The organism is Pseudodesulfovibrio cashew (assembly GCF_009762795.1).
GTDB lineage: Bacteria > Desulfobacterota > Desulfovibrionia > Desulfovibrionales > Desulfovibrionaceae > Pseudodesulfovibrio > Pseudodesulfovibrio cashew.
Window position 1 is genome coordinate 1573096 of the sequence record NZ_CP046400.1, and the last position, 21161, is coordinate 1594256.

Consider the following 21161-nt stretch of genomic DNA (forward strand, 5'->3'; position numbering starts at 1 on the left):
TCTCTCTGCTGAAAGTAGGAAATTCGTTCTTTCTTTTTGTGCGGACAGAACAAAATACAGTCACTGACAGGTGTCCGCCCGGAGGAATGCGGTTTGGTTCATGATAACGCTCGAGATATTTTGAAAAGTGCCTATAATAAGAATTAAATTCAATTTAACAAATATCAGTAAAAACAATGTTCAGGAGATCATCATTCTTGGCGCTGATTAGACATTTTTCGACAAATAGGTTAATACGGATCGTCCTTCCCTAAAATTATCACAAAGTTCAGAGAATTGAGAGTGCGCGTCGTGCGCCTGCGGGAGAGAAGGGCCTTATGGTTTATTTTCAGTTTATCGGGTAATTATGGCGAATCTAGTTCTTGACGATATCTGTGTCCGCTTCGGGGGGTTGCAGGCCCTGACCGATGTTTCCTTCTCCCTTTCCGAAGGCGAGGTGATCGGGCTGATCGGTCCCAACGGGGCGGGAAAGACCACGGTTTTCAACGTCATCACCGGAGTCTATACGGCTTCTTCCGGCAAGGTCTCCTACGACGGGAAGACCATCACCGGGCTGCGTCCCTACCAGGTCCTGTCCATGGGCGTCGCTCGCACTTTCCAGAATATTCGGCTTTTCCAGAACATGACCGCCCTGGAGAACTGTATGGTCGCCCAGCATGCCCGCTCCAAAAAGGGTGTCATCGGAGCCATTCTGCGCTCGCCCTCCCAGCGTCGGGAGGAGGCGCGCATCCAGGAGAAGTCCCAGCAGGCCCTTGAGTTCATGGGGCTTGGCAGTATGGCCGACGAGGTGGCATCCAACCTGCCGTACGGCCATCAGCGCAGGCTGGAGATAGCCCGCGCCCTGGCCAGCGAGCCGCATACCATCCTGCTGGACGAGCCCGCCGCCGGTCTGAACCCCTCCGAGTCCATGGAGCTGATGAAGGCCATCGGACGGATCACCGACCTGGGGATCAACGTGCTCATGGTGGAGCACGACATGAAGGTGGTCATGGGCATCTGCAACCGCATCGTCGTTCTCGACCATGGTGTAATGATCGCGCAGGGGCTGCCTGAGGAAATTCAGCAGAACCCCGACGTGATCGAGGCATATTTGGGCCAGTAGAGAGGCTGGCTTAACCGAACAACAAAAGGGAGAGAGTATGAAACGCATTTTGTTCATGGCCTGCATTCTGATGCTGGCCGCATCCACCGCATTCGCGGGCGAGACCCTGAAGATGGGCTCCATGAGCCCCCTGACCGGCCCCTACGCCGCTGACGGCAACGACATCGCCAACGGCGCACGCACCGCCATCGAAGTCATCAAGGCCGACGGCGGCATCCCCGGCTTCGACGACATCACCCTGTCCGCCCAGGACACCGCCTGCGATCCCCGCCAGGCCGTGGCCGCAGCCAACAAGCTGATCAACGAGGAAGTCACCGGCGTTGTCGGCGCCTACTGCTCCAGCGCGACCCTGCCCGCCTCCGAGACTTTGGATGAGGAAGACATTGTCATGCTCACCCCCGCCTCCACCAACGAAAAGGTGACCGAGCGCGGCCTGAAGAATATTTTCCGCACCTGCGGCCGTGATGACGACCAGTCCAAGGCCGCCATCCGCTTCATGACGGATTACCTCAAGGCCAAGAGCATCTACCTGGTGGACGACAAGACCGCCTACTCCCAGGGCCTGGCCGACAACGTGGAGAAGGGTAGCCCCGCCGCAGGCATCAAGGTGCTCGGACACGACCACGTCAACCAGGGCGACAAGGACTTCTCCGCCGTGCTGACCAAGGTCAAGGCCGCCAACCCCGATGTCTTCTACGTGTCCCTGCAGAACTCCGCCACCGGCGCGCTGCTGATCATCCAGGCCAAGCGCATGGGCATCGACGCCGTGTACCTGGCTCAGGACGCCGTGTACCATCCCCAGCTCATCGAGATCGCCAAGAAGGACGCCAACGGCATGTACCTGACCTTCGGCTATGTTGATACCGACGCTCCTTCTTACCAGAAGTTCATCAAGGCCTACGAGCCCAAGTACGGCAAGCCCGGCGCCTACTCCGCCTATGCTTACGACTCCGCCATGGCCTACCTGCTGGCAGTGAAGAAGGCCGGTTCCACCGACCTGGCAAAGGTCCGCGAAGCCCTGCTGTCCATGGAATTCGACGGTGCCTCCAAGAAGTTCAAGTACATGGAGAACGGTGATTCCGGCTCCAACTACATTATTCGCCAGATCAAGGACGGCGAATACATCAACTTCTGGAATGCCCAGACCGGTGAGAAGTACTAAACTCGCTTGATACGCGGGGCCCCGCACGGGGCCCCGCCAACATTTTTTCCCCAATACTCCATGGAATATTTTCTGCAACAACTCATCAACGGTATTACCCTCGGGGGCGTATACGCGTTGATCGCCCTGGGCTACACCATGGTCTACGGCATCATCCAGCTGATCAACTTCGCCCACGGCGAGTTCTTTGCCGCGGGCGGCTACATGGGGGTCATCCTCATCAGCTACCTGGCGGGGCAGGGTGCGAGCCCCGTGCTGTGCATCGGCCTCGGTCTCGCCCTGACCATGGTCTACTGCGCCCTGCTGGCCATGGCCGTGGAAAAGGTTGCCTACAAACCCCTGCGCACCAGCTCCCGTCTTTCGGTGCTGCTTTCGGCCCTGGGCATGTCCATCTTCCTGCAGAACGGCCTGATGCTCACCCAGGGCGTCTACGACAAGGCCTACCCCACGGAGATGACCGCTGGCGGGTTCGAGTGGGGCAACGTGGTCCTGTCCTACATGCAGATCTACATTTTTCTGATCACCGGTGCGCTGCTCATCGGGCTGAACCTGCTGGTGTTCAAGACGCGCATCGGCAAGGCCATGCGCGCCACGGCCCAGGACAAGGTCATGTCCGCGCTGGTGGGCATCAATTCCAGCAAGATCATTTCCCTGACCTTCGCCATCGGTGCGGGCCTGGCTGCGGCCGCGGGCATCATGGTCGGCTTCTACTACGGCTCGGTGAACTACTCCATGGGGTTCGTGCCCGGCATCAAGGCCTTTGCGGCGGCGGTGCTCGGCGGCATCGGCAACATCACCGGCGCCATGGTCGGCGGCCTGATCATCGGCATGGTCGAAATTTTCGCCGCCGGCTATCTGTCGAGCGAATACAAGGACGTGTTCGCCTTCATCATTCTGATCGCGGTCCTCTATTTCAGACCCACCGGCATCATGGGAGAGAACGTTGACGACACAAGAGTTTAAGAAACGCTGGACCTCATTCGGCATCGGGCTCATCTGGCTGTTCATTCTCCTGTGGCCGCTGCTGGGCATCAAGCCGGACGGGCTGGAGTTCATCCCGTCCCTGACACTGTGGCTGAAGCTGGCCGTAGCCGCCCTGTGCGTCATGATCGTCTACGAGCTGAACCAGCGCGGTCTCTTCGAAGGCCTCAAGAGCGCGGGGGCCTCGCTCAAGGGCTCCACGGAAAAACTGTACGCGGCCACGCCCAACTGGTTGCTTGTCTGCATCGGCCTGGGCCTGGCCATCGCCTTCCCTGCCATGACCGGGCGCTACGGCCATGACGTGGCCTGCAACGTGCTCATCTACGTCTGCCTCGGGCTGGGCCTGAACATCGTGGTCGGCCTGGCCGGGCTGCTCGACCTCGGCTACATCGCCTTTTACGGAGTGGGGGCCTACACCTACGCGCTGCTCTCCATCCACTACGGCCTCGCCTTCTGGCTCTGCCTGCCCATCTCCGCCCTGCTGGCCGGCATCGCGGGTTGCATTATCGGCTACCCGACCCTGCGCATGCGCGGCGACTACTTGGCCATCGTCACCCTCGGCTTCGGCGAGATCGTCCGCCTCATCCTGAACAACTGGATGGACCTGACCAATGGTCCCAACGGGCTGTCGGACGTGAGTCGCCCGACGGTGTACTGGCCGGACTTCAGCAACGGTTTTTCCTTTGAGCTCATTATGGTCAAGAAGGTCTGGATGTTCTATTACGTCATCCTGGCCATCGCCATCGTCACCATCATCTGCGTCTACCGGCTCAACTATTCGCGCATCGGGCGCGCCTGGGAGGCCATCCGCGAGGACGAGACCGCGGCCGAGCTCATGGGCGTGAACACCTTCCTGCTCAAGCTGCTGGCCTATGCCATGGGTGCTGCCTTTGCCGGATTCGCCGGAACCTTTTTCGCGGCCCGCATGCGATTCGTCAGTCCCGAGTCCTTCACCTTCCTGGAGTCGGCCATGGTTCTTGCCATGGTAGTGCTGGGCGGCATGGGCTCCATCCCCGGCGTCATGCTCGGGGCCCTGGCGCTTATCGCGCTTCCCGAGGCCTTCCGCGACTTCGAACTCTACCGGATGCTGGTCTTCGGCGGCGTCATGACCACCATGATGCTCGTCCGGCCCAAGGGGCTGTGGCCCGCCAAGCGGGTAGGACGCCGCTCGGAGGAGATGGATTAATAACAACTCCAGATACGTCGGGAGAAAATGGCCGCGATCCCCGCATCGACCCCAGATTTAGACCCAACAGACCAATTATCTCCTTACTCCCCCGCGAAGCGGCTCCAAAAAGTTTAGGAAGGGAGAGAGGGGATGGGGGTCTGGGGGAAGGGGAGAGAGGGACAACCCTTCTCAAAGGGTTTCCCTCTCTCCCCTTCCCCCAGCCGCCGGAGGCAATACGGATGACTCAACAACAGCCCATACTCGAATTGAAGAACGTGGTCTCGGCCTATGGTCGGATCAAGGCCCTGAAGGGCATCTCGCTCAAGGTGTTCCCCGGTGAGATCGTCACCATCATCGGCGCCAACGGTGCCGGCAAGTCCACCACGCTGATGACCATCTGCAACGTGGTCCACGCGGTGGAGGGGGACATTTACTACGAGGGCAAACGCATCAACGACGTGGCCTCGGACCTGTTGCCTCCCATGGGGTTGTGCCAGGTTCCCGAAGGCCGCCGCATCTTCCCGCGCCTGTCGGTCATGGAGAACCTCGACATGGGGGCCTTCTTCCGCACGGACGCGAGCGGCATCAAGGACGACATCGAGCGGGTCTTCGAACTCTTCCCCAAGCTCAAGGAGCGGCGCAAGCAGCTCGGCGGCACCCTGTCCGGCGGCGAGCAGCAGATGCTGGCCATGGGCCGCGCTCTGATGAGCCGTCCCAAGGTCCTGCTTCTGGACGAGCCCTCCATGGGGCTGGCACCGCTGTTGGTGCAGCAGATCTTCGACATCGTCAAGATGATCAACGAGCAGGGCGTGACCGTGGTCCTGGTCGAACAGAACGCCAACCTCGCCCTGCAGTGCGCCCGGCGTGGATACGTCCTGGAGACTGGCTCCGTGGTCATGGAGGACGAAGCCTCCAAGCTGCTCACCAACCCGGACATCCGCAAGGCGTATCTCGGCGAGTAGGCGCAAGACATATGGTACAGGCAAAGCCCCTTCGGAGCATTCCGAAGGGGCTTTTTCTTGTGTGTCCGGCGTTATGCAGCGGCGCAGAGTGCGAGGAAATAGGCACCGAGCGCACTCAGGGCAATGGCGGGGTGCGGTCCGACGAGGCGCCTGCTCAATTGCCAGCAGACCAGTATGGCGGCCACGGAGACGAAGAGAAATTTGACGAACAGCCCCACCGGCCAGGTCACAACCAGGAGTTGCAGGCCGACGACAATGGGCAGGTGGAGCAGGTAGATATCATAGGAGCTCCTGCTCAGGCTGCTTTTCAGCGGTCCTGGCGAATTTCCCCAGCGCAGTGCGGCCTTAATCAGTACGCCTGTCCAGGCCATGGCGGCGAAGGCCCGCAGGGTGGCGTGCAGCAATCCCAGGGACAAGGGCGCGGGGCCGGTCAACTGGATGAACGTCCTGCTCCAGGCGAGGAAGGCCACGTCCAGAGCCAGTGCGGCCATCAGCCAAAGCCAGAGCGGGTTGGGGATGGCTGTGCTGCGAAACCAGCCTGTGTGGTTGGCCACGACACCGAGCAGAAAGAAGGTCAGATACAATCCAAGGCGGGTTGGCTGGAACATCAGGTATCCGCCGATCTTCGCCCAGGCCCAGTCCGGGACAGCCAGGTTGATGGCCGCATCCGACAGGGCGGATATCGCACAGGCCAGGAACATGTACAGGAGAATGCGTCCGGGACCGGTTTCGAGCTTATCCAGGGAGCGGAACAGACCGGGGAGGGCGTTTCGCAGTGCGGCGTAGAGGAGAAAGAAGATGAGCAGCAGGGAAATGAACCACAGGTGCCATTGCGAAAAATCGAAGGCGTGAGGAATGGCTGTTTTTGCGGAATCCAGCAGCAGCAATATCGGCTTCCAGGCGGTAGTAAGCTGGAAGATCCAGAAATGAAGGAAGCCCTGCTCCGAATGCGTTTGCCCGATAAAGCCGATATAACTGATCACTGGCACGAACAGCAGAGCCAGCAATAGGAAAGGAATGCCTAAGCGGCGGAATTTGGCCTTGATGAATCCCATGGTGCCATGGCGGCGCATGGACTCCGGGGCGAAATAGCCCGCCAAGAGGAACAGTGCAGGCATGCAGAAAAGATCGAAGAAAAGGATGATGAGTGTGTAGGCGGGTTCCTTGGGAAATTCCTGCACGGACCACCAGGGGATGATCTCGGCATAGGAACAGGCCGCATGCAGGATGACGACGAAGAGGACGACCACAGTGCGGACGACGTCGAGAAAAATCACTCGTTCCGTTTGCATAATGTTCTCCTTGGGTTCCAATTTGGGGCGATGAGCGCGTTCGCCTCGAAGGCGTGCTTCATCTCGCGGAGTCCAGCCAGGGAAAACCGGCACACGTGCTCCGCCAGGTGTTGGTGATACGCTTCCATGCCGGGATGGTCCGGATGAACCCGTCTGTATACGACCCAGGTCGAGGAGTAGTAGATGATTTGGCTGAACACACTGACCGCACTGTCCTGTAGCAGCCAGCGCGGGGCGTCCTTGCCAATCAATTCCCCCACCAGGTCCAGGATGGCTTCGTTTTGCCCGACCATATGCTTATCGATGAGTTCGTTCAGAAATTCGGAAGGCTGAGCCATTTCGTTGTTGAAGATGGCCAGGATCTCGCTGCCGACCTCTCCCCCGGCAAAGAGCATGGCGCAGTAGCTGCGCACCAGATCGCACAACCGCTCTTCCGGGGTTTTGTTGTTTTCCGAACTGCCAAGTAGCCGCATCCTGTTTCCCAGCTCGGCGAACATCAGCTCGAGAATGGCCTGGTAGAGTTTTTCCTTGCCGCCGAAATAGTAATTGATGGCGTTCATGTTGCTGCTGTCGGCCCGTTTGCAGATTTCCCGCACTCGGGCTCCGGCGTATCCGTATTGCGCAAACACGCTGATTCCTGCCAGAAAAAGTTTGTCTCGTGTCGTGGTCGCTTCCAAGCCCATGAATGTGCAGCCTCCGATTTAATGCGTTTGTATTAATTCAATTGCATTAAATCGGCAGACTGTCAACGGGCCTCGGGGAAAATATATTGCGGATCGGTGGCGTGCTTAGGTCGACAGTGAGGGAGGATAAGCCTGTCGGAGCATTTCACCCGGGTGAGGGAAGAAGAGGGGGTGTAAATCAGGAATTGACCATAGAACCACCAGATTCATCAGCCACAGGGGCCTGCCGACGGACTGAAAGCAAAAGCCCCTGCGCCGATATTCGGCGCAGGGGCTTTGATGGTATCGTTTCGCCGGTTGCTAGTTGAGCAGATCCGGGCGGGTGATCTCGATGGATGCCTTTTCGCGCAGGCCGGTCATGAACCCGTTGAGGGTTTCGTTCTCGTAGTTGCGCGAAGCCTGGGCGATCCAGGCCTGCTTCTGCTGTTCCCAGACGGCGTTAGAGGCGGGGATGCGCTTGCCGAGGCGGGCGACAACGATGCCTGCCGGGGTGACGAAGGGCTCGGCAAGCCAGTTGTTGTCCTTTGCGCCGAAGGCGGCGTTGGCAAGGTCAGGGCTCTGTCCGAGGTCGGGTACGTTGCCGTTGCGGGCGAAGGGATCGGAGGCCTTGATGCGGGCTTCGAGGCCGTCGGTCTCGCCAGCCTTGAGCTTGGCCAGGATGTCCTCGGCGGCCTTCTGGGCCAGGACCGTGGCTTTCTCCTGCTTGAGGTTGTTGGTGATCAGCACTTCGACCTGCTCAAGCGGCATGGGCGCGGCAGGAATGTCCTTGGCCTTTTCCACAAGCATATATCCGCCGTCCACGGCGATGGGAGTCTGGTGGGCCTCGCCCTCGGGGATGGCCATGATCACCTTGGCGGCCTCGGGGGTCATGCCGAAGGCCTGGGGCAGGAACTTCTCGGGCATGGGTCGGGAGGTCACGGCGAGCATGCCGAGCTCATCGCCGATGGCGTCGAGCTTCATGCCGGAGACCATGCGGTCCATGGCCTGGTCAAGCAGGTCTGTGACCTTCTCCGAGGCCTTTTCCTCGGCGAGGATCTGACGGATGTCTTCCTTGACCTCGTCCAGGGTCTTGACCTGGGCTTCCTTCTTGTCCTCGACCTGAATGATATGCCAGCCGAACTGGGTCTTGACCGGCTCGGAGATGCCACCCTTGGGGGTGGCGAAGGCGGCCTCTTCGAACTCGGGCACCATGGCCCCGCGCGCGAACCAGCCGAGCTCGCCGCCGTTGGGGGCCGAGGGGCCTTCGGAATACTTCTTGGCCAGGGCCGCGAAATCCTTGCCCGATTTGGCCAGGGCGTAGATGTTGTCTATCTTGGCTTTGGCATCCTTCTGTTCGGTCTCGGTGTCGGAGTCCTTGACCATGATCAGGATGTGACGGGCCTTGACCTGCTCCTGCTGGACCATGGAGTCCTTGTGGGCCGCGAAGTAGTCGGCGATTTCCTCGTCGGACACTTTCTGGTAGGTGGCCAGGTCCTTGGGAGTGAAGGTCAGGTAACGGACCTGAACCTGCTCGGGAACCATGAACTTGTCTTCGTTCTCGTTGTAGAATTTCTTGACCTCGTCCTCGGTCACCTCGGTCTGGGCGAGGAATTGGGCCGGGGAGGACAGGATGTAGTCGATGGTGATCTTCTCGTTGACCCAGTCATAGATCTGCCGTGCCTGGGCCGGGGTGACCTGGCTGGTGGCGCGGATCATGTCCTGGACCTTGCCCGAGATATATTCGTTCTTGAAGTTGGCTTCGAACTGGGCGGGAGTCATGCGGACGCCGCGCAGTGCCTGCTGGTAGAGGTTTCGGTCGAACTGGCCCTGCTGGTTCCAGAAGACGGACAGGCGGGTGATGGCCGCGAAGACCTCTTCGTCCGAGGCGGAGATGCCGAGCTTGGCCGCCTCGCCCAGGAGGAGCCGGGAGTTGATCAACTCACCCAGGATCATCTGTTTGAACTGGGGGGACTGCAGCTGGGCGGAAGTCACGTTCGGATTGGACTTGCGCAAACCCTCTGCGGCGCGCTGGAAAGCGTCCTCGAATTCAGCCCGGGTAATGACCTGGTCGTTGACGGTGGCCATGACCGGGTCGTTGCCGGTGTCAAGACCGCTCATGCCGAACGCGAAGACAAAGACGACGATGATGACGGCGAAAAGGATCTTGATGATCCAACCCGAAGCGTTCTCACGCATTGCTTCAAGCATTGGTACTCCAAAAATGCTTTTCCCGGTCGTCCGGCATGTTGCCGGACGACCGGATTTCTATGTCAGATTACGATTGGTTCTGTCGGACTGCGTTGAGCAGGCCACCTGCCTGGATAATCTCCAGTTCCTTTTTGGTCAAATCATTTGTGACCGCGACGGTCTCTCCGGAGGCCGTGGTGATCTCGATGGTGCCGCCGGGAGTCATTTCGCTGGCCGGGATTGTCAGCTCGTCGCCCTGGGTGAGCTTGTCGTAGTCCGCCGGGTTCACCAGCAGCAGCGGCAGGATGCCGAAGTTGACCAGGTTGGCGCGGTGGATGCGGGCCAGGGACTTGACAATGACCGCCTTGACGCCCAGATGGCGCGGGCCGAGGGCCGCGTGCTCGCGGCTGGAGCCCTGGCCGTAGTTCTCGCCGCCCAGGATGACGCCGGTGCCGTGCTCTTTCATGCGGGCCACGAAGTCGGCGTCCACGCGCGAGAAGATGTACTCGCTGATGGCCGGGATATTGGAGCGCAGGGCCGTGATCTGGGCTCCGGCGGGCAGGATGTGGTCGGTGGTGATGTTGTCCTCGACCTTGAGCAGGACCTTGGCAGTAACTGTGCTCGGCAGTTCCTCGAAGTCCTCCAGGGCCACGATGTTGGGGCCGCGCAGGATCTCAACTGCGGCCTTGTCCTCGGGCGGGAAGACGAACAGGTCGCGGATGGAGGGCACGTCCTCGGGCAGGGTGACCCGCTCGGGAGCCGGTCCCCAGGTTGCGGGATCGGTGAACTCGCCGTCCAGGGCGAGGCGCGCGGCGGTCTGGGCGCTGGCCAGGTAGACCTGACCGTCCAGGGTGCCGGAGCGGCCCTCGAAGTTGCGGTTGAAGGTGCGCACGGAAACGCCGGCGGTGGTCGGCGAGCCGCCCATGCCGATGCAAGGACCGCAGGAACATTCCAGCAAGCGCGCGCCGGCATCCAGCAGCGGCTCGATCAGTCCCTCGCGGGAAAGCATCTTCATCACCTGCTTGGAGCCGGGGGAGATAAGCAGGTCGGTCTCGGCCGGGGTCTGCTTGCCGGACAGAATCTGGGCCGTGTTCTTCAGGTCGGAATAGGAAGAGTTGGTGCAGGAGCCGATGGCCACCTGGTCGATCTTCTTGCCTGCGAGGTCGGCGACCTTGCAGACCTGGTCGGGCATGTGCGGCTGGGCCACCAGGGGCTCCAGCTCGGAAAGGTTGATCTCGATGACTTCGTCGTACTCGGCGTCCTCGTCGGCAACCAGCTCGATCCAGTCTCCGCCGCGTCCCATCTTTTCCAGGAAGTCCTTGGTCTTGTCGTCGGACGGGAAGATGGAGGTGGTGGCGCCCAGTTCGGCGCCCATGTTGGTGATGGTCGCGCGGTCAGGCACGGACAGGGCGGCCACGCCGGGACCGGCGTACTCGAAGACCTTGCCCACGCCGCCCTTGACGGTCAGGCGGCGGAGCAGCTCGAGGATGACGTCCTTGCCTGCGGCCCAGCCGGTCAGCTCGCCGGTCAGCTGGACCTTGACCACCTTGGGCATGGGAATGAAATAGGCTTCTCCGGCCATGGCCAGAGCAACGGAAAGACCGCCCGCTCCCATGGCCATGGAGCCGATGCCGCCCGCAGTGGGGGTGTGGGAGTCGGAGCCGATCAGGGTAGCGCCGGGTTTGGCGAAGTTCTCCAGGTGGAGCTGGTGGCAGATGCCGGTGCCTGCCGGGGAAAAGACCGCGCCGGACTTGGCGGCCACGGTGCGCAGGTAGCGGTGGTCGTCGGGGTTGCGGAAACCCATCTGCAAGGTGTTGTGGTCCACGTAGGACACGGACAGGTCGGTGCGGACCTCGCCGATGCCGATGGCCTCGAACTGGAGCCAAGCCATAGTGCCGGTGGCGTCCTGGGTCAGGGTCTGGTCGATGCGCAGCCCGACTTCCTTGCCGGGCACCATCTCGCCGGACACGAGATGCTTTTCAATGATCTTGTGGGTGATGGACTTGCCCATATCTTCTCCTGCAAATGCTAAATGTTATCGGAATACTCTCTCCAAAACCGCTCAAGGCGCTTCGTGGGTGGCCGACGCGATCCTCTCAAAACCGCGCCCGCTCGCCATGGCGGTATACTATCTGTCCTTTGAACCCTTCGGGCCTACCGGCGGTCGTCTCGCCGGCGGGGCGTCTCCGACGGCTTAAGGAACCCTTTGAAAAGGGTTCCTTAAGAATCCTCCTAAACTTTTTATGTTCGCTTAGCTCAGAGCCGTGCAAACATAATGGTCGTGCCTTTCTTGTGAAGGAGGAGTTGCGCCCATTTCGTTGCAGTTTGGCTTCGGCTTACGCCGAAGGGGTATACTGTAAAAGATCAAAATTTCATGTGCCGCCATGCCCTTTCCGACAGATTCATATGGGAATGAGCTTGCCCCTGAGACCCTCCCCGCGAAGCGGCGCCAAAAAGTTTGGAAAGGGAGAGGGGATGGGGGTCCGGGGGAAGGGGAGAGGGACAACCCTTCTCAAAGGATTTCCCTCTCCCCTTCCCCCGGCCGCCGGAGGCATCTTCCTAAAACAAGAAGCCGCCCTTGACGCCTTGACTGACGCCGGCTTCTTCCATGCCCAAGTTGATGCGATTGATCTTGTTGGTGCGGAACTTGATTTCCACGTCCAGGCGCAGTTTGTCCTGCTGCAGGGTGAAGATCTCCTCGTGGTGGAAGATCTTGTTGGCCGGGTCTTCGGCCTCCCTCAGTTCGCGGATGGTCTTCATGACCCTTTCCCGCTCCAGGGTCAGTTGGGCCACCTCGCCCTCCAGAACCTGGATGTCGTCGCTAAGCCGGGCTTCGCCGCTAGCGGATTTTGATTCTTCTGCGTGTGTCATCTTTCTTCTCTTTAACCGGCTTGGGCTTCATCTTGCCGGTGGGCAGCGAGTTGTAGAAGTTCCAGAACTCAGGCCAGGTGGCGGTGACTTCGAAATGGTTTTCCAGCTTGATGCCGGGCACGGCGTAAGCGGCCAGGGCGCAGCCCATGGACCAGACCGGGTCCGGGGAGAACCAGGTGCCGTCCCAGGAACGTTCACCGGGCTTGAGCTCGATGCCGTCTTCGGTTTCCTCGTAGGCCACGCCCATGCGGTCGAGGAGCTCCATCAGCGTGTCGTCCGCCTGACCCGAGAGGGTGGCTTCGGCAGGCTTGAGTGCCAGAGCCAGTGCCAGGGGCCGCAGCTCGGGCGTCTCCGCCAGGGAGATGGTCGCCTTGGTCGGCAGTTCTCCGTCCATGGTGGCGATGATGTTTTCGGTGGCCACGTCCAGGCGCAGGCCGAGAGCGCGGAGCTGTTCGAGCACGCGGTTCGCCTTGTCGGACTTGGGCCAGGCTCCTTCCACATTGATGGAGCCACCGGCCATGACCGGCAGGGCCAGGAGCATGGAGCCCAGGGACACGGACAGGGGCAGGCTGGGCTGGGCGTCCACGGCGGGGATGCCGTCGGACACGGTGACCGCGTCCTTGTCCAGGGTAGCCTTGATGCCGCAGGTGTTGAGAACCCCTACAGCCTCGGCAACGCGCTCTCGCGCGGCCTGGTTCAGGCCGCGAATGGTCAGGCCGCCGGGATAGGACCAGGCGGCAAGGGTCAGAGCCGCTGCGAAATCGGGATCAATACCGCCGGGCAGGGTGATCTCCTCGTCCATGGCGCCGCCGCACTCAAGGCGGGCGGGCAGGCCGGGGTTGTTCGGGTTCATGGCCACCAGGCGTGCGCCGAGCTTGGGCAGGACCTTGTTCAGGGTGCCGATGTCCATGAGCTGCAGGCCGGGCTTGCCGGTGAACTTGCAGCGGCCCGCATGTGCCAGGGCCAAGCAGAGCAGCATGTAGAAGTTGAAGCTGTCCTCGCCGACGAAGATCATGTTGCCTTCGAAGCCCAGAGTCTTGTCTCCGTCGTTGCGGATGAAGTCATCATCCCAGGAGATGGGCGCGCCCGCCTGCTTGAGGGCCTTGGCCAGGTCCTTGTTGGGGGCATTCATGGTTACGGGGGCGAGCTTGACTGCGGCTCCGGCGCTGGCGGCCAGGGCGAGCAGCATGCGGGTGTGGCGGAAGGAACGCGGGCCGCTAATGCCAGCCTGGATGGGCTCCACGCGCGGGGCAAGCTTGTAGCCTTCGCCTGTGAATTTCTGGCGCGCGTCGGCCAGGGAGAACTGGTTGAGCAGGGTGAAGAGCTGCTTGGAGAGTTTGGCATCCAGACCGAGTTCTCCGGAGCGATTGTCAAAGGCGCCGCGCAGCAGTTTCTCGAGTTTGGGGTCGACCAAAGATTTCTGCCGGGACTTGCGCCATGCTCCCTCCTTGCGGATAAGGTACGCGCGCTTTTCCAGCAGGTTCAGAATCTGGTTGTCGATGTCGGAAATGTCGTCAAAGCGGTGGTTCGCTATGACCTCGGATTTGTCCAGGTCGTTGTCGGAACCGCCCTTGTTCATGGGGCGGTGCGAACCGCCTTTGTTGAATTTGCGAGGACCCCGGGAGGGATCACGTCGCGGGCGGTCGTCGGAGGGACCACCCCAGTCGTCTTTACGGATTTTGATCATGCGTCTTACCGTCTTCCTTATAATGATATGGTTCCCCACCAAGGGGGAAAGGCTTCTCTATCGTGAAAGTGGAATTGATGCAAGCGCGATGAAAAGGGGGTTTCCGGTGGCCTCGGAAGGCCGATTACAGCGGGATGGGCACCTTATGGGGTGGGCCGTAGCCGCTTGTTGCTGGAGGCGGATCGCAGGCCCCGCAGGGTAACCGCGCCGATCACGATCGTGCCTCCGGCTATGGCCCAGATTCCGGGGAGTTCGCCATAACCAAGTGCAACCCAGACCGGGTTGAAGATGGGCTCCAGCATCATGATCAGGATGGCTTCCAGAGCCCCGAGCCGCTTTATGGCCCAGACGTAGAACGCCAGGGATACTCCCTGCTGGATTATGCCAAGGTAGGCAATGCCCAGCCATCCTGCAGGATCGGGCGTTGCGTGCAACAGGAAGGGCAGGCCGCAGAGAAAAGTCAGGGCATGGCCGAGGATGACCGACTCCACGGGCGAAGCGTCCTTCTGAGCACGCATGCACAGGGTGAAGACGGCGTAGGAGAGGCCGGTGCCGATGGCAATGAGATTGCCCCACAATCCTGTTGGCGTGAGCTTGTCCAGGAAGAAGAGTGCCATGCCGCCGATGGTTACGGCGATGAACAGCCAGTCCCCATGCCGTGTTTTTTCCCTGAGCAACCAGGGAGCGAGCAGGGCCACGTAGACCGGCGCCGTGTAGGCCAGAAGAATTGCGTTGGCCGAAGTGGTCAGCTTGGTGGCGACTACGTTGGTGATCAGCAGCCCTGCGTACCCCAATGCAGCGCCGAGTCGGACGGGGGAAAAGCGGAAGGAAAGCCTCTTCCTGAAGAGCACGAGCAGGGTCAGGGCGGCGAGTCCGCTGCGCAGTCCGGTGATGGCCATTGGATTGAGCTCAGCCAGCTTGATCGCCAGCCCGCCGGAGCTCCAGATAAGCGCTGTGAACGCCATGAGCAGGATGGCCCTGTTTTTGTCAGACAAGGTCGAAGCCTCGCTTGTGAAAAATGGTATTTGCTTTGAAGGCAGTAGGTTAACGCCAATCGCTCGTCAAGAGGAATGGCCCTGAATAAAGGGGGTTTGTGGTTTGTGAAAAATAGGGTTTACCAACCCGGCGGGACCTTCGGCTGTTGGACGCAAAAAGGGGAGGCTGCATAGGCAACCTCCCCTTGAATGGTCTGCTGAAAGCGACCGGTGGACTTATTTCATGTCCTGACCGGAAGCGGCCTTCTGCATCTTGACCTCGACCTTTTCGGTCAGGCCAGCGTAGTAGTCGCGCAGGATGTCGAGGACTTCGTCACGACCGAAGTGGTCGACAACTTCAGCGCCTTCGGACAGAGCCTTACGCAGCTTGGTGCCGGACAGGATGACGCGGTCTTCCTTGGTGTGCGGGCAGGTGCGCATGGAGGCCATGCCGTCGCACTTGTAGCAGTAGAAGGTCCAGTCGATGTTCATCGGCTGGCAGAGCAGGGCCTTGCCCGGTTCGGGGCAGGCTTCGTTGACGTAAGGAATCCTCTTGAAGATATCCTGAGCCTCGAACAGGCCGTAGAAGTCGCCGACGCCGGCGTGGTCACGACCGATGAGCATGTTGTTGATGCCGTAGTTCTGGCGGAAGGTGGCGTGGATCAGGCCTTCGCGGGGACCGGCGTAGCGCATGTCCAGGGGGTAACCGGCGTTGATGACGTTCTCGGGAACGAAGTAGCCGTCGATCAGGGTCTGGATGCACTTGATGCGGACGTCACCCGGGATGTCGCCCGGCTTCAGGTTACCGATCAGGGAGTGGATGACACAACCGTCACACACTTCGATGGCGATCTTGGCCAGGAATTCGTGGGAGCGGTGCATGGGGTTACGCAGCTGCAGAGCGGCAACCTTGGACCAGCCGCGCTTTTCCATTTCGGCGCGGATCTGCTTGGGGGTCAGGTACACGCCGGGGAAACGCTCAGCGTAGTCGCCCTCGGAGAGGACTTTGACGGGACCGGCCAGGTTGTACTTGCCCTGAGCCATGACCATCTGGACGCCCGGGTGGTCTTCCATGGCGACTTCCCAGAACTTGTCGTCAGCGGAGTCTTCGCCCTCGCCCTTGTAGACGAGTTCGCATTCCCACTTCTTGTCGGCTTCGGTCATCTCGTACTTTTCTTCGATCTTCATGGTGGCGTAGATGGTGCCATCGGCAGCCTTCAGGGCCACTTCGTCGCCGACCTTGACGTCTTCATCATCGGTATCCAGGGTGATGGGGATGGGCCAGAAGGTGCCATCAGCCATCAGGAACTTTTCACAGACGCCGGCCCAGTCGGCCTTGGTCATGAAGCCGTTCAGCGGAGAGAAACCGCCGATACCCATCATGATCAGGTCGCCCTTGGCGCGATCGGAGATATCGAGGGTCTTCAGGCCTTCGGCCTTCTTGATTTCAGCATCGAGCTCAGCGCCTTCGAGCAGGCAGCAGACGAGACCTTTTCCACCGTGAGGTGCTACGAGGTTGGACATTTAAGCCTCCTAAAAAATATAATTTTAAATGAAACCTTAGCCTTAATACATGGTGTGCGAACCCTTACCGCCCGATACCATGATCATTTCCCACGAACAGGGTCAGCCTTTAATGTCTGTTTGTGAAAGTCGTGTCAAGCGCTTTTTTCCGGAAGAAGTGTCTCTTCTAATAATTGTAATACGGCAGACCAGACAGGTAGAGAAACTCGTAAAAAAGTCTAGAAAAATCGTCCGATGTAGGCTTTTTTTAACGTTATATTTCAGACTGTTGGCGTAGGATAGTGATATCCACCTGCGAAAGAGAAAAAAGTCTTGCTAACAGTAGTTTTTTTACTCTAAAACCGTGGTGGTTTTATATGGAAACGGCTCTGTTGTGCGGCTTTTCACGTCCGACCGGTGTTAAAGGCCAAATGTGCACTGCCGGGCCTTCGAAAACCATTGACATAGGTAATTCGGCCACCGCTTGTTCAAAAATTCACTTTCGCATTGACAAGGGGTGTCTGTCTTGCTAATTCCCAACTTCCGCACTCTTTAAACTGAGCGCAGATTTTTTTGTTTAGGTAGAGGACGTCGGTTTAGTATGAATAATAAAACCCTTTAGGAGGAGAAGTTATGCCGACTTTTGTTAACCCGGAAAAATGTGACGGCTGCAAAGGTGGCGAAAAGACCGCCTGCATGTACATTTGCCCGAACGATCTTATGATCCTGGATCCTGACGAAATGCGGGCTTACAACCAGGAACCTTCCGCTTGCTGGGAGTGCTACTCCTGCGTCAAGATTTGCCCCCAGGGCGCTATCGAAGCTCGTCCCTACGCTGACTTCGCCCCCATGGGTGGTACCTCCATCCCGATGCGTTCTGCTGAAGACATCATGTGGACCATCAAGTTCCGTAACGGTTCCGTGAAGCGCTTCAAGTTCCCCATCCGCACCACCCCTGAAGGTTCCATCAAGCCTTACGAGGGCAAGCCCGAACCCGGCGATCTGGACTCCGAGCTCCTGTTCACCGAAACCGAGCTGAAGAGCCCCATTGCTTCCATCGCCGAAGAGGCTCCCGTCACCGACGCCGACCTCAAGAAAGAATGGAAGATGGAAGACTACGCCAACCTGGTCTAGTACCGAGTTGTTTGTTTGCTTGTCTGAATTAGACTATTTGAACCAAGTATAAGACTAGGAGAAATATTATGCCTCTGCTTCCCATGAAAGAAGCTTCCAAGGGTGTTGCTCTCGCCGAGCCGGAAATCGTCGAAAAATCCGTTGATATCCTGCTTGTCGGCGGTGGCATGGGTAACTGTGGTGTCGCTTTTGAAGCTTGCCGCTGGATCGAAAAGGTCGACCCCTCCATCAGCATCGAACTCTGCGACAAGGCCGCTCTCGAGCGCTCCGGCGCCATCGCCCAGGGCCTGTCCGCCATCAACACCTACTGCGGTGAGAACGACCCGGACGATTACGTCCGCATGGTCCGCACCGACCTCATGGGCCTGGTCCGCGAAGACCTGATCTTCGACCTCGGCCGTCACGTTGATGATTCCGTCCACCTCTTCGAAGAATGGGGCCTCCCCGTTTGGGTCAAGAAAGACGGCAAGAACCTCGACGGTGCCAAGGCCAAGGCCGAAGGCCTCGCCATCCGCAACGGCGCCGACCCGGTCCGTTCCGGTCGCTGGCAGATCATGATCAACGGTGAGTCCTACAAGTGCATCGTTGCTGAAGCCGCCAAGAACGCTCTGGGCGAAGACCGCTACGTCGAGCGCGTGTTCATCGTTAAGATGCTCCTGGACGCCAACGAGCCCAACCGCATCGCCGGTGCCGTCGGTTTCTCCACTCGCGAAAACAAGATCTACATCTACAAGTGCAACGCTGCCGTTGTCGCTTGTGGTGGTGCCGTTAACGTGTACCGTCCCCGCTCCACTGGTGAGGGTATGGGCCGCGCTTGGTACCCCGTCTGGAACGCTGGTTCCACCTACACCATGGTTGCCCAGGTTGGCGGCGAAATGACCATGATGGAAAACCGCTTCGTCCCCGCCCGTTTCAAAGACGGTTACGGCCCGGTCGGCGCCTGGTTCCTCCTGTTCAAGGCCAAAGCCACCAACTACAAGGGTGAGGACTACTGTGAGACCAACCGCGCCATGCTGAAGCCTTACGAGGATCGCGGCTACGCCAAGGGTCACATCATCCCCACCTGCCTGCGTAACCACATGATGCTCCGTGAAATGCGTGAAGGCCGCGGCCCGATCTTCATGGACACCAAGTCCGCTCTGCTGAAGACCGTCAACGGCGATCTCTCCGGCCCCGAGTGGAAGCACCTCGAGTCCGAAGCCTGGGAAGACTTCCTCGACATGTGCGTCGGTCAGGCCAACCTGTGGGCCGCCACCAACTGCGCTCCCGAGGATCGCGGTTCCGAGATCATGCCCACCGAGCCTTACCTCCTGGGTTCCCACTCCGGTTGCTGCGGCATCTGGGTTTCCGGTCCGGACGAGCCCTGGGTCCCCGAGTCCTACAAGGTCAAAGCCGACAACGGCAAGGTCTACAACCGTATGACCACCGTCAACGGCCTGTTCACCTGCGCTGATGGTGTTGGCGCCTCCGGCCACAAGTTCTCCTCCGGTTCCCACGCTGAAGGCCGTATCGTCGGTAAGCAGCTGGTGCGCTGGGTCGTGGATCACAAAGACTTCACCCCCACCATCAAGGAAACCGCTGACGAGATGAAGCAGGAGCTCTACCAGCCCTGGTACACCTACGAAGAGAACAAGGGCGGTTCCACCGATCCAGTCATCAACCCCGCTTACATCACTCCCCACAACTTCATGATGCGCCTCATCAAGTGCACCGATGAATACGGTGGTGGTGTCGGTACCCTGTACATGACCTCCAAGGCTCTGCTGAACACCGGCTTCTGGCTGCTCGGCATGATGGAAGAAGATTCCAAGAAGCTCGCCGCTCGTGACCTGCACGAACTGATGCGCTGCTGGGAACAGTTCCACCGCCTCTGGACCGTCCGCCTGCACATGCAGCACATCGAGTTCCGCGAAGAATCCCGTTACCCCGGCTTCTACTACCGCGGCGACTTCATGGGCCTGGACGACTCCAAGTGGAAGTGCTTCGTCAACTCCACTTACGATCCCGCCACTGGCGTGACCACTGTCTTCAAGAAGCCCTACGTCAAGATCATCCCTGACGCCTAAGCAATTAGGTAAATGATCATCCCGTGACCGCGGGCCCCCCCGGGCCCGCGGTCACTTTCCCAAAATGCCGGGGAAAAATGGTCTGAATCCGGGCCGGGATGAGCATGCCCCCGGCCCGGGTTTAGGCCATTTTTTTGGCTTATCCTCAACTTTATTCGGGAGGAGTGAAGAGAATGTCGAATAACAGTATTCTCGTTGTAGGCGGAGGGTTCGCAGGAATCACCGCCGCCCTCGAAGCTGCCGAACTGGGCTACGAGGTGTACATCGTTGAGACGAATCCCTACCTCGGTGGCAGGGTCGCACAGCTGAATCAGTATTTCCCCAAGCTGTGTCCCCCGTCCTGTGGTCTGGAGATTCAGTTCCAGCGCATAAAAAACAACCCCAACGTCAAGGTCATCACCATGGCCAGCGTCGATTCCGTTTCCGGCTCTGTCGGCAACTACGACGTGAAGATCACGCAGCGCCCCCGCTTCGTGAACGAAAAGTGTACCGCCTGCGGCGAGTGTGAGAAGGCAACCTCCAGCAAGATCTCTTCCGAATTTGATTTCGGTACCGGGACCCGCGGACTGGCCTACAAGACCCATCCTTTCATGTTCCCCATGCGCTATGTGGTGGACGCGGAGAACGCATCCGAGGGCGAACTGACCGCCATCAAGAATGCGTGTCCCTACGACGCCGTGGACCTGGACGACGCACCCAAGACCATCGATCTGGCCGTGGGCGCCATCGTCGTCGCCACCGGTTGGAAGCCGTACGACGTCTCCAACCTGACCAACCTGGGCGGCGGCAAGCTCAAGAACGTCGTCACCAACATGCAGTTCGAGCGGCTGGCGGCCCCCAACGGCCCCACCGGCGGCAAGGTCGTGCGTCCTTCCGACGGCGCCGAGCCCCAGAAGATCGCTTTTGTTCAGTGTGCCGGTTCCCGTGACCAGAACCACCTGAACTATTGCTCCTACATCTGCTGCATGGCGTCCCTGAAGCATGTCCGCTATGTGCGCGAGCGCTCCGATGCCAATGTGACCGTTTTCTACATCGACCTGCGTACCCCCGGCCGCTACGACAAATTCAAGTCCATCACCGAGGCTGACGACAAGCTCAACCTGGTCAAGGGCAAGGTCGCCGGCATCGTCGAAGACGCCGCAGGCAACCCGATTGTCACCGTCGAGAACGCCATCACCGGCATCAAGTCCGACGAGAAGTTCGACATGGTCGTCCTCGCGACCGGCATGGAGCCCAGCCTTGCTGGACTGTCCGTCCCGGCCGGAAGCGCCGATGCCGACGGTTTCGTCATCGACGGCGAAGGCATCATCGCCGCCGGTTGCGCCAAGCAGCCGCTTGACGTCATGAAGACCGCCCAGTCCGGCACCGCCGCCGCGATGAAGGCGATTCAAACCGTGGTAGGGAGGTAAC

Annotated in this window: 16 protein-coding genes; 8 read left to right on the forward strand and 8 right to left on the reverse strand. The window is 59.7% G+C overall.

The annotated features are described in order from the left end of the window. Positions 1-346 precede the first annotated feature (346 nt). The 5 genes from GM415_RS07020 (at position 347) to GM415_RS07040 (ending at position 5375) form a co-directional block, all read left to right on the forward strand. A complete protein-coding gene (locus tag GM415_RS07020; RefSeq protein ID WP_158947109.1) occupies positions 347-1102 on the forward strand; it encodes an ABC transporter ATP-binding protein in 756 nt (251 codons plus the stop codon). A 37-nt stretch (positions 1103-1139) separates the two neighbouring features. Beyond that, positions 1140-2264, forward strand: a complete 1125-nt coding sequence (locus tag GM415_RS07025; protein ID WP_158947110.1) for a branched-chain amino acid ABC transporter substrate-binding protein — start codon at positions 1140-1142, stop codon at positions 2262-2264. Positions 2265-2324: 60 nt separating this feature from the next. Continuing rightward, positions 2325-3227 (forward strand): branched-chain amino acid ABC transporter permease, encoded by a 903-nt coding sequence (locus GM415_RS07030; protein WP_158947111.1) that lies wholly within the window; start codon positions 2325-2327, stop codon positions 3225-3227. Continuing rightward, entirely contained in the window at positions 3208-4431 is a 1224-nt protein-coding gene (gene livM, locus GM415_RS07035; RefSeq protein WP_158947112.1) for a high-affinity branched-chain amino acid ABC transporter permease LivM, read from the forward strand. Before GM415_RS07030 ends, livM begins: the two co-directional genes overlap by 20 nt. Before the next feature lie 221 nt (positions 4432-4652). Then, positions 4653-5375: an ABC transporter ATP-binding protein gene (locus tag GM415_RS07040; protein ID WP_158947113.1), complete on the forward strand. Its 723-nt coding sequence runs from the start codon at positions 4653-4655 to the stop codon at positions 5373-5375. 71 nt (positions 5376-5446) lie between these two features. On the opposite strand, the gene GM415_RS07045 is transcribed toward GM415_RS07040, so the two are convergent. The 8 genes from GM415_RS07045 to sat form a co-directional block, all read right to left on the reverse strand. After that, the gene (locus tag GM415_RS07045) at positions 5447-6667 is read right to left on the reverse strand and encodes an acyltransferase family protein (RefSeq protein WP_158947114.1); all 1221 of its coding nucleotides are present in this window, start codon (positions 6665-6667) and stop codon (positions 5447-5449) included. Further along, positions 6649-7350, reverse strand: coding sequence for a TetR/AcrR family transcriptional regulator (locus GM415_RS07050; RefSeq protein ID WP_158947115.1), 702 nt, complete (start codon positions 7348-7350; stop codon positions 6649-6651). Before GM415_RS07050 ends, GM415_RS07045 begins: the two co-directional genes overlap by 19 nt. Positions 7351-7650: 300 nt before the next feature. Beyond that, a complete protein-coding gene (locus tag GM415_RS07055; RefSeq protein ID WP_158947116.1) occupies positions 7651-9537 on the reverse strand; it encodes a SurA N-terminal domain-containing protein in 1887 nt (628 codons plus the stop codon). 67 nt (positions 9538-9604) lie between these two features. Further along, a complete protein-coding gene (locus tag GM415_RS07060; protein ID WP_158947117.1) occupies positions 9605-11527 on the reverse strand; it encodes an aconitate hydratase in 1923 nt (640 codons plus the stop codon). A gap of 548 nt (positions 11528-12075) precedes the next feature. Beyond that, on the reverse strand, positions 12076-12387 hold the full coding sequence (locus GM415_RS07065) for a hypothetical protein (protein ID WP_158947118.1): 312 nt from the start codon (positions 12385-12387) through the stop codon (positions 12076-12078). After that, positions 12356-14074, reverse strand: a complete 1719-nt coding sequence (locus GM415_RS07070; protein ID WP_158947119.1) for a chorismate mutase — start codon at positions 14072-14074, stop codon at positions 12356-12358. Before GM415_RS07070 ends, GM415_RS07065 begins: the two co-directional genes overlap by 32 nt. A gap of 143 nt (positions 14075-14217) precedes the next feature. Continuing rightward, entirely contained in the window at positions 14218-15069 is an 852-nt protein-coding gene (locus GM415_RS07075) for a DMT family transporter (protein WP_158947120.1), read from the reverse strand. 216 nt (positions 15070-15285) lie between these two features. Beyond that, on the reverse strand, positions 15286-16572 hold the full coding sequence (sat, locus tag GM415_RS07080) for a sulfate adenylyltransferase (RefSeq protein ID WP_158947121.1): 1287 nt from the start codon (positions 16570-16572) through the stop codon (positions 15286-15288). A 612-nt stretch (positions 16573-17184) separates the two neighbouring features. Here sat and aprB point away from each other — a divergent pair. From aprB to GM415_RS07095, 3 genes are all read left to right on the forward strand, one after another. After that, the gene (aprB, locus tag GM415_RS07085) at positions 17185-17685 is read left to right on the forward strand and encodes an adenylyl-sulfate reductase subunit beta (protein WP_158947122.1); all 501 of its coding nucleotides are present in this window, start codon (positions 17185-17187) and stop codon (positions 17683-17685) included. Between the two features lie 68 nt (positions 17686-17753). Continuing rightward, positions 17754-19751, forward strand: a complete 1998-nt coding sequence (aprA, locus tag GM415_RS07090; protein ID WP_158947123.1) for an adenylyl-sulfate reductase subunit alpha — start codon at positions 17754-17756, stop codon at positions 19749-19751. 164 nt (positions 19752-19915) lie between these two features. Then, entirely contained in the window at positions 19916-21160 is a 1245-nt protein-coding gene (locus GM415_RS07095) for a CoB--CoM heterodisulfide reductase iron-sulfur subunit A family protein (protein WP_277872932.1), read from the forward strand. The last annotated feature ends 1 nt before the right edge of the window (position 21161 follow it).

Excerpts from the sequence above, each read along its gene's own strand:
- GM415_RS07020 (WP_158947109.1), top strand. The coding sequence starts at position 347 with ATGGCGAATCTAGTTCTTGACGATATCTGTGTCCGCTTCGGGGGGTTG.
- GM415_RS07025 (WP_158947110.1), top strand. The coding sequence starts at position 1,140 with ATGAAACGCATTTTGTTCATGGCCTGCATTCTGATGCTGGCCGCATCC.
- GM415_RS07030 (WP_158947111.1), top strand. The coding sequence starts at position 2,325 with ATGGAATATTTTCTGCAACAACTCATCAACGGTATTACCCTCGGGGGC.
- GM415_RS07040 (WP_158947113.1), top strand. The coding sequence starts at position 4,653 with ATGACTCAACAACAGCCCATACTCGAATTGAAGAACGTGGTCTCGGCC.
- GM415_RS07045 (WP_158947114.1), bottom strand. The coding sequence starts at position 6,667 with ATGCAAACGGAACGAGTGATTTTTCTCGACGTCGTCCGCACTGTGGTC.
- GM415_RS07050 (WP_158947115.1), bottom strand. The coding sequence starts at position 7,350 with ATGGGCTTGGAAGCGACCACGACACGAGACAAACTTTTTCTGGCAGGA.
- GM415_RS07055 (WP_158947116.1), bottom strand. The coding sequence starts at position 9,537 with ATGCTTGAAGCAATGCGTGAGAACGCTTCGGGTTGGATCATCAAGATC.
- GM415_RS07060 (WP_158947117.1), bottom strand. The coding sequence starts at position 11,527 with ATGGGCAAGTCCATCACCCACAAGATCATTGAAAAGCATCTCGTGTCC.
- GM415_RS07065 (WP_158947118.1), bottom strand. The coding sequence starts at position 12,387 with ATGACACACGCAGAAGAATCAAAATCCGCTAGCGGCGAAGCCCGGCTT.
- GM415_RS07070 (WP_158947119.1), bottom strand. The coding sequence starts at position 14,074 with ATGATCAAAATCCGTAAAGACGACTGGGGTGGTCCCTCCGACGACCGC.
- sat (WP_158947121.1), bottom strand. The coding sequence starts at position 16,572 with ATGTCCAACCTCGTAGCACCTCACGGTGGAAAAGGTCTCGTCTGCTGC.
- aprB (WP_158947122.1), top strand. The coding sequence starts at position 17,185 with ATGCCGACTTTTGTTAACCCGGAAAAATGTGACGGCTGCAAAGGTGGC.
- aprA (WP_158947123.1), top strand. The coding sequence starts at position 17,754 with ATGCCTCTGCTTCCCATGAAAGAAGCTTCCAAGGGTGTTGCTCTCGCC.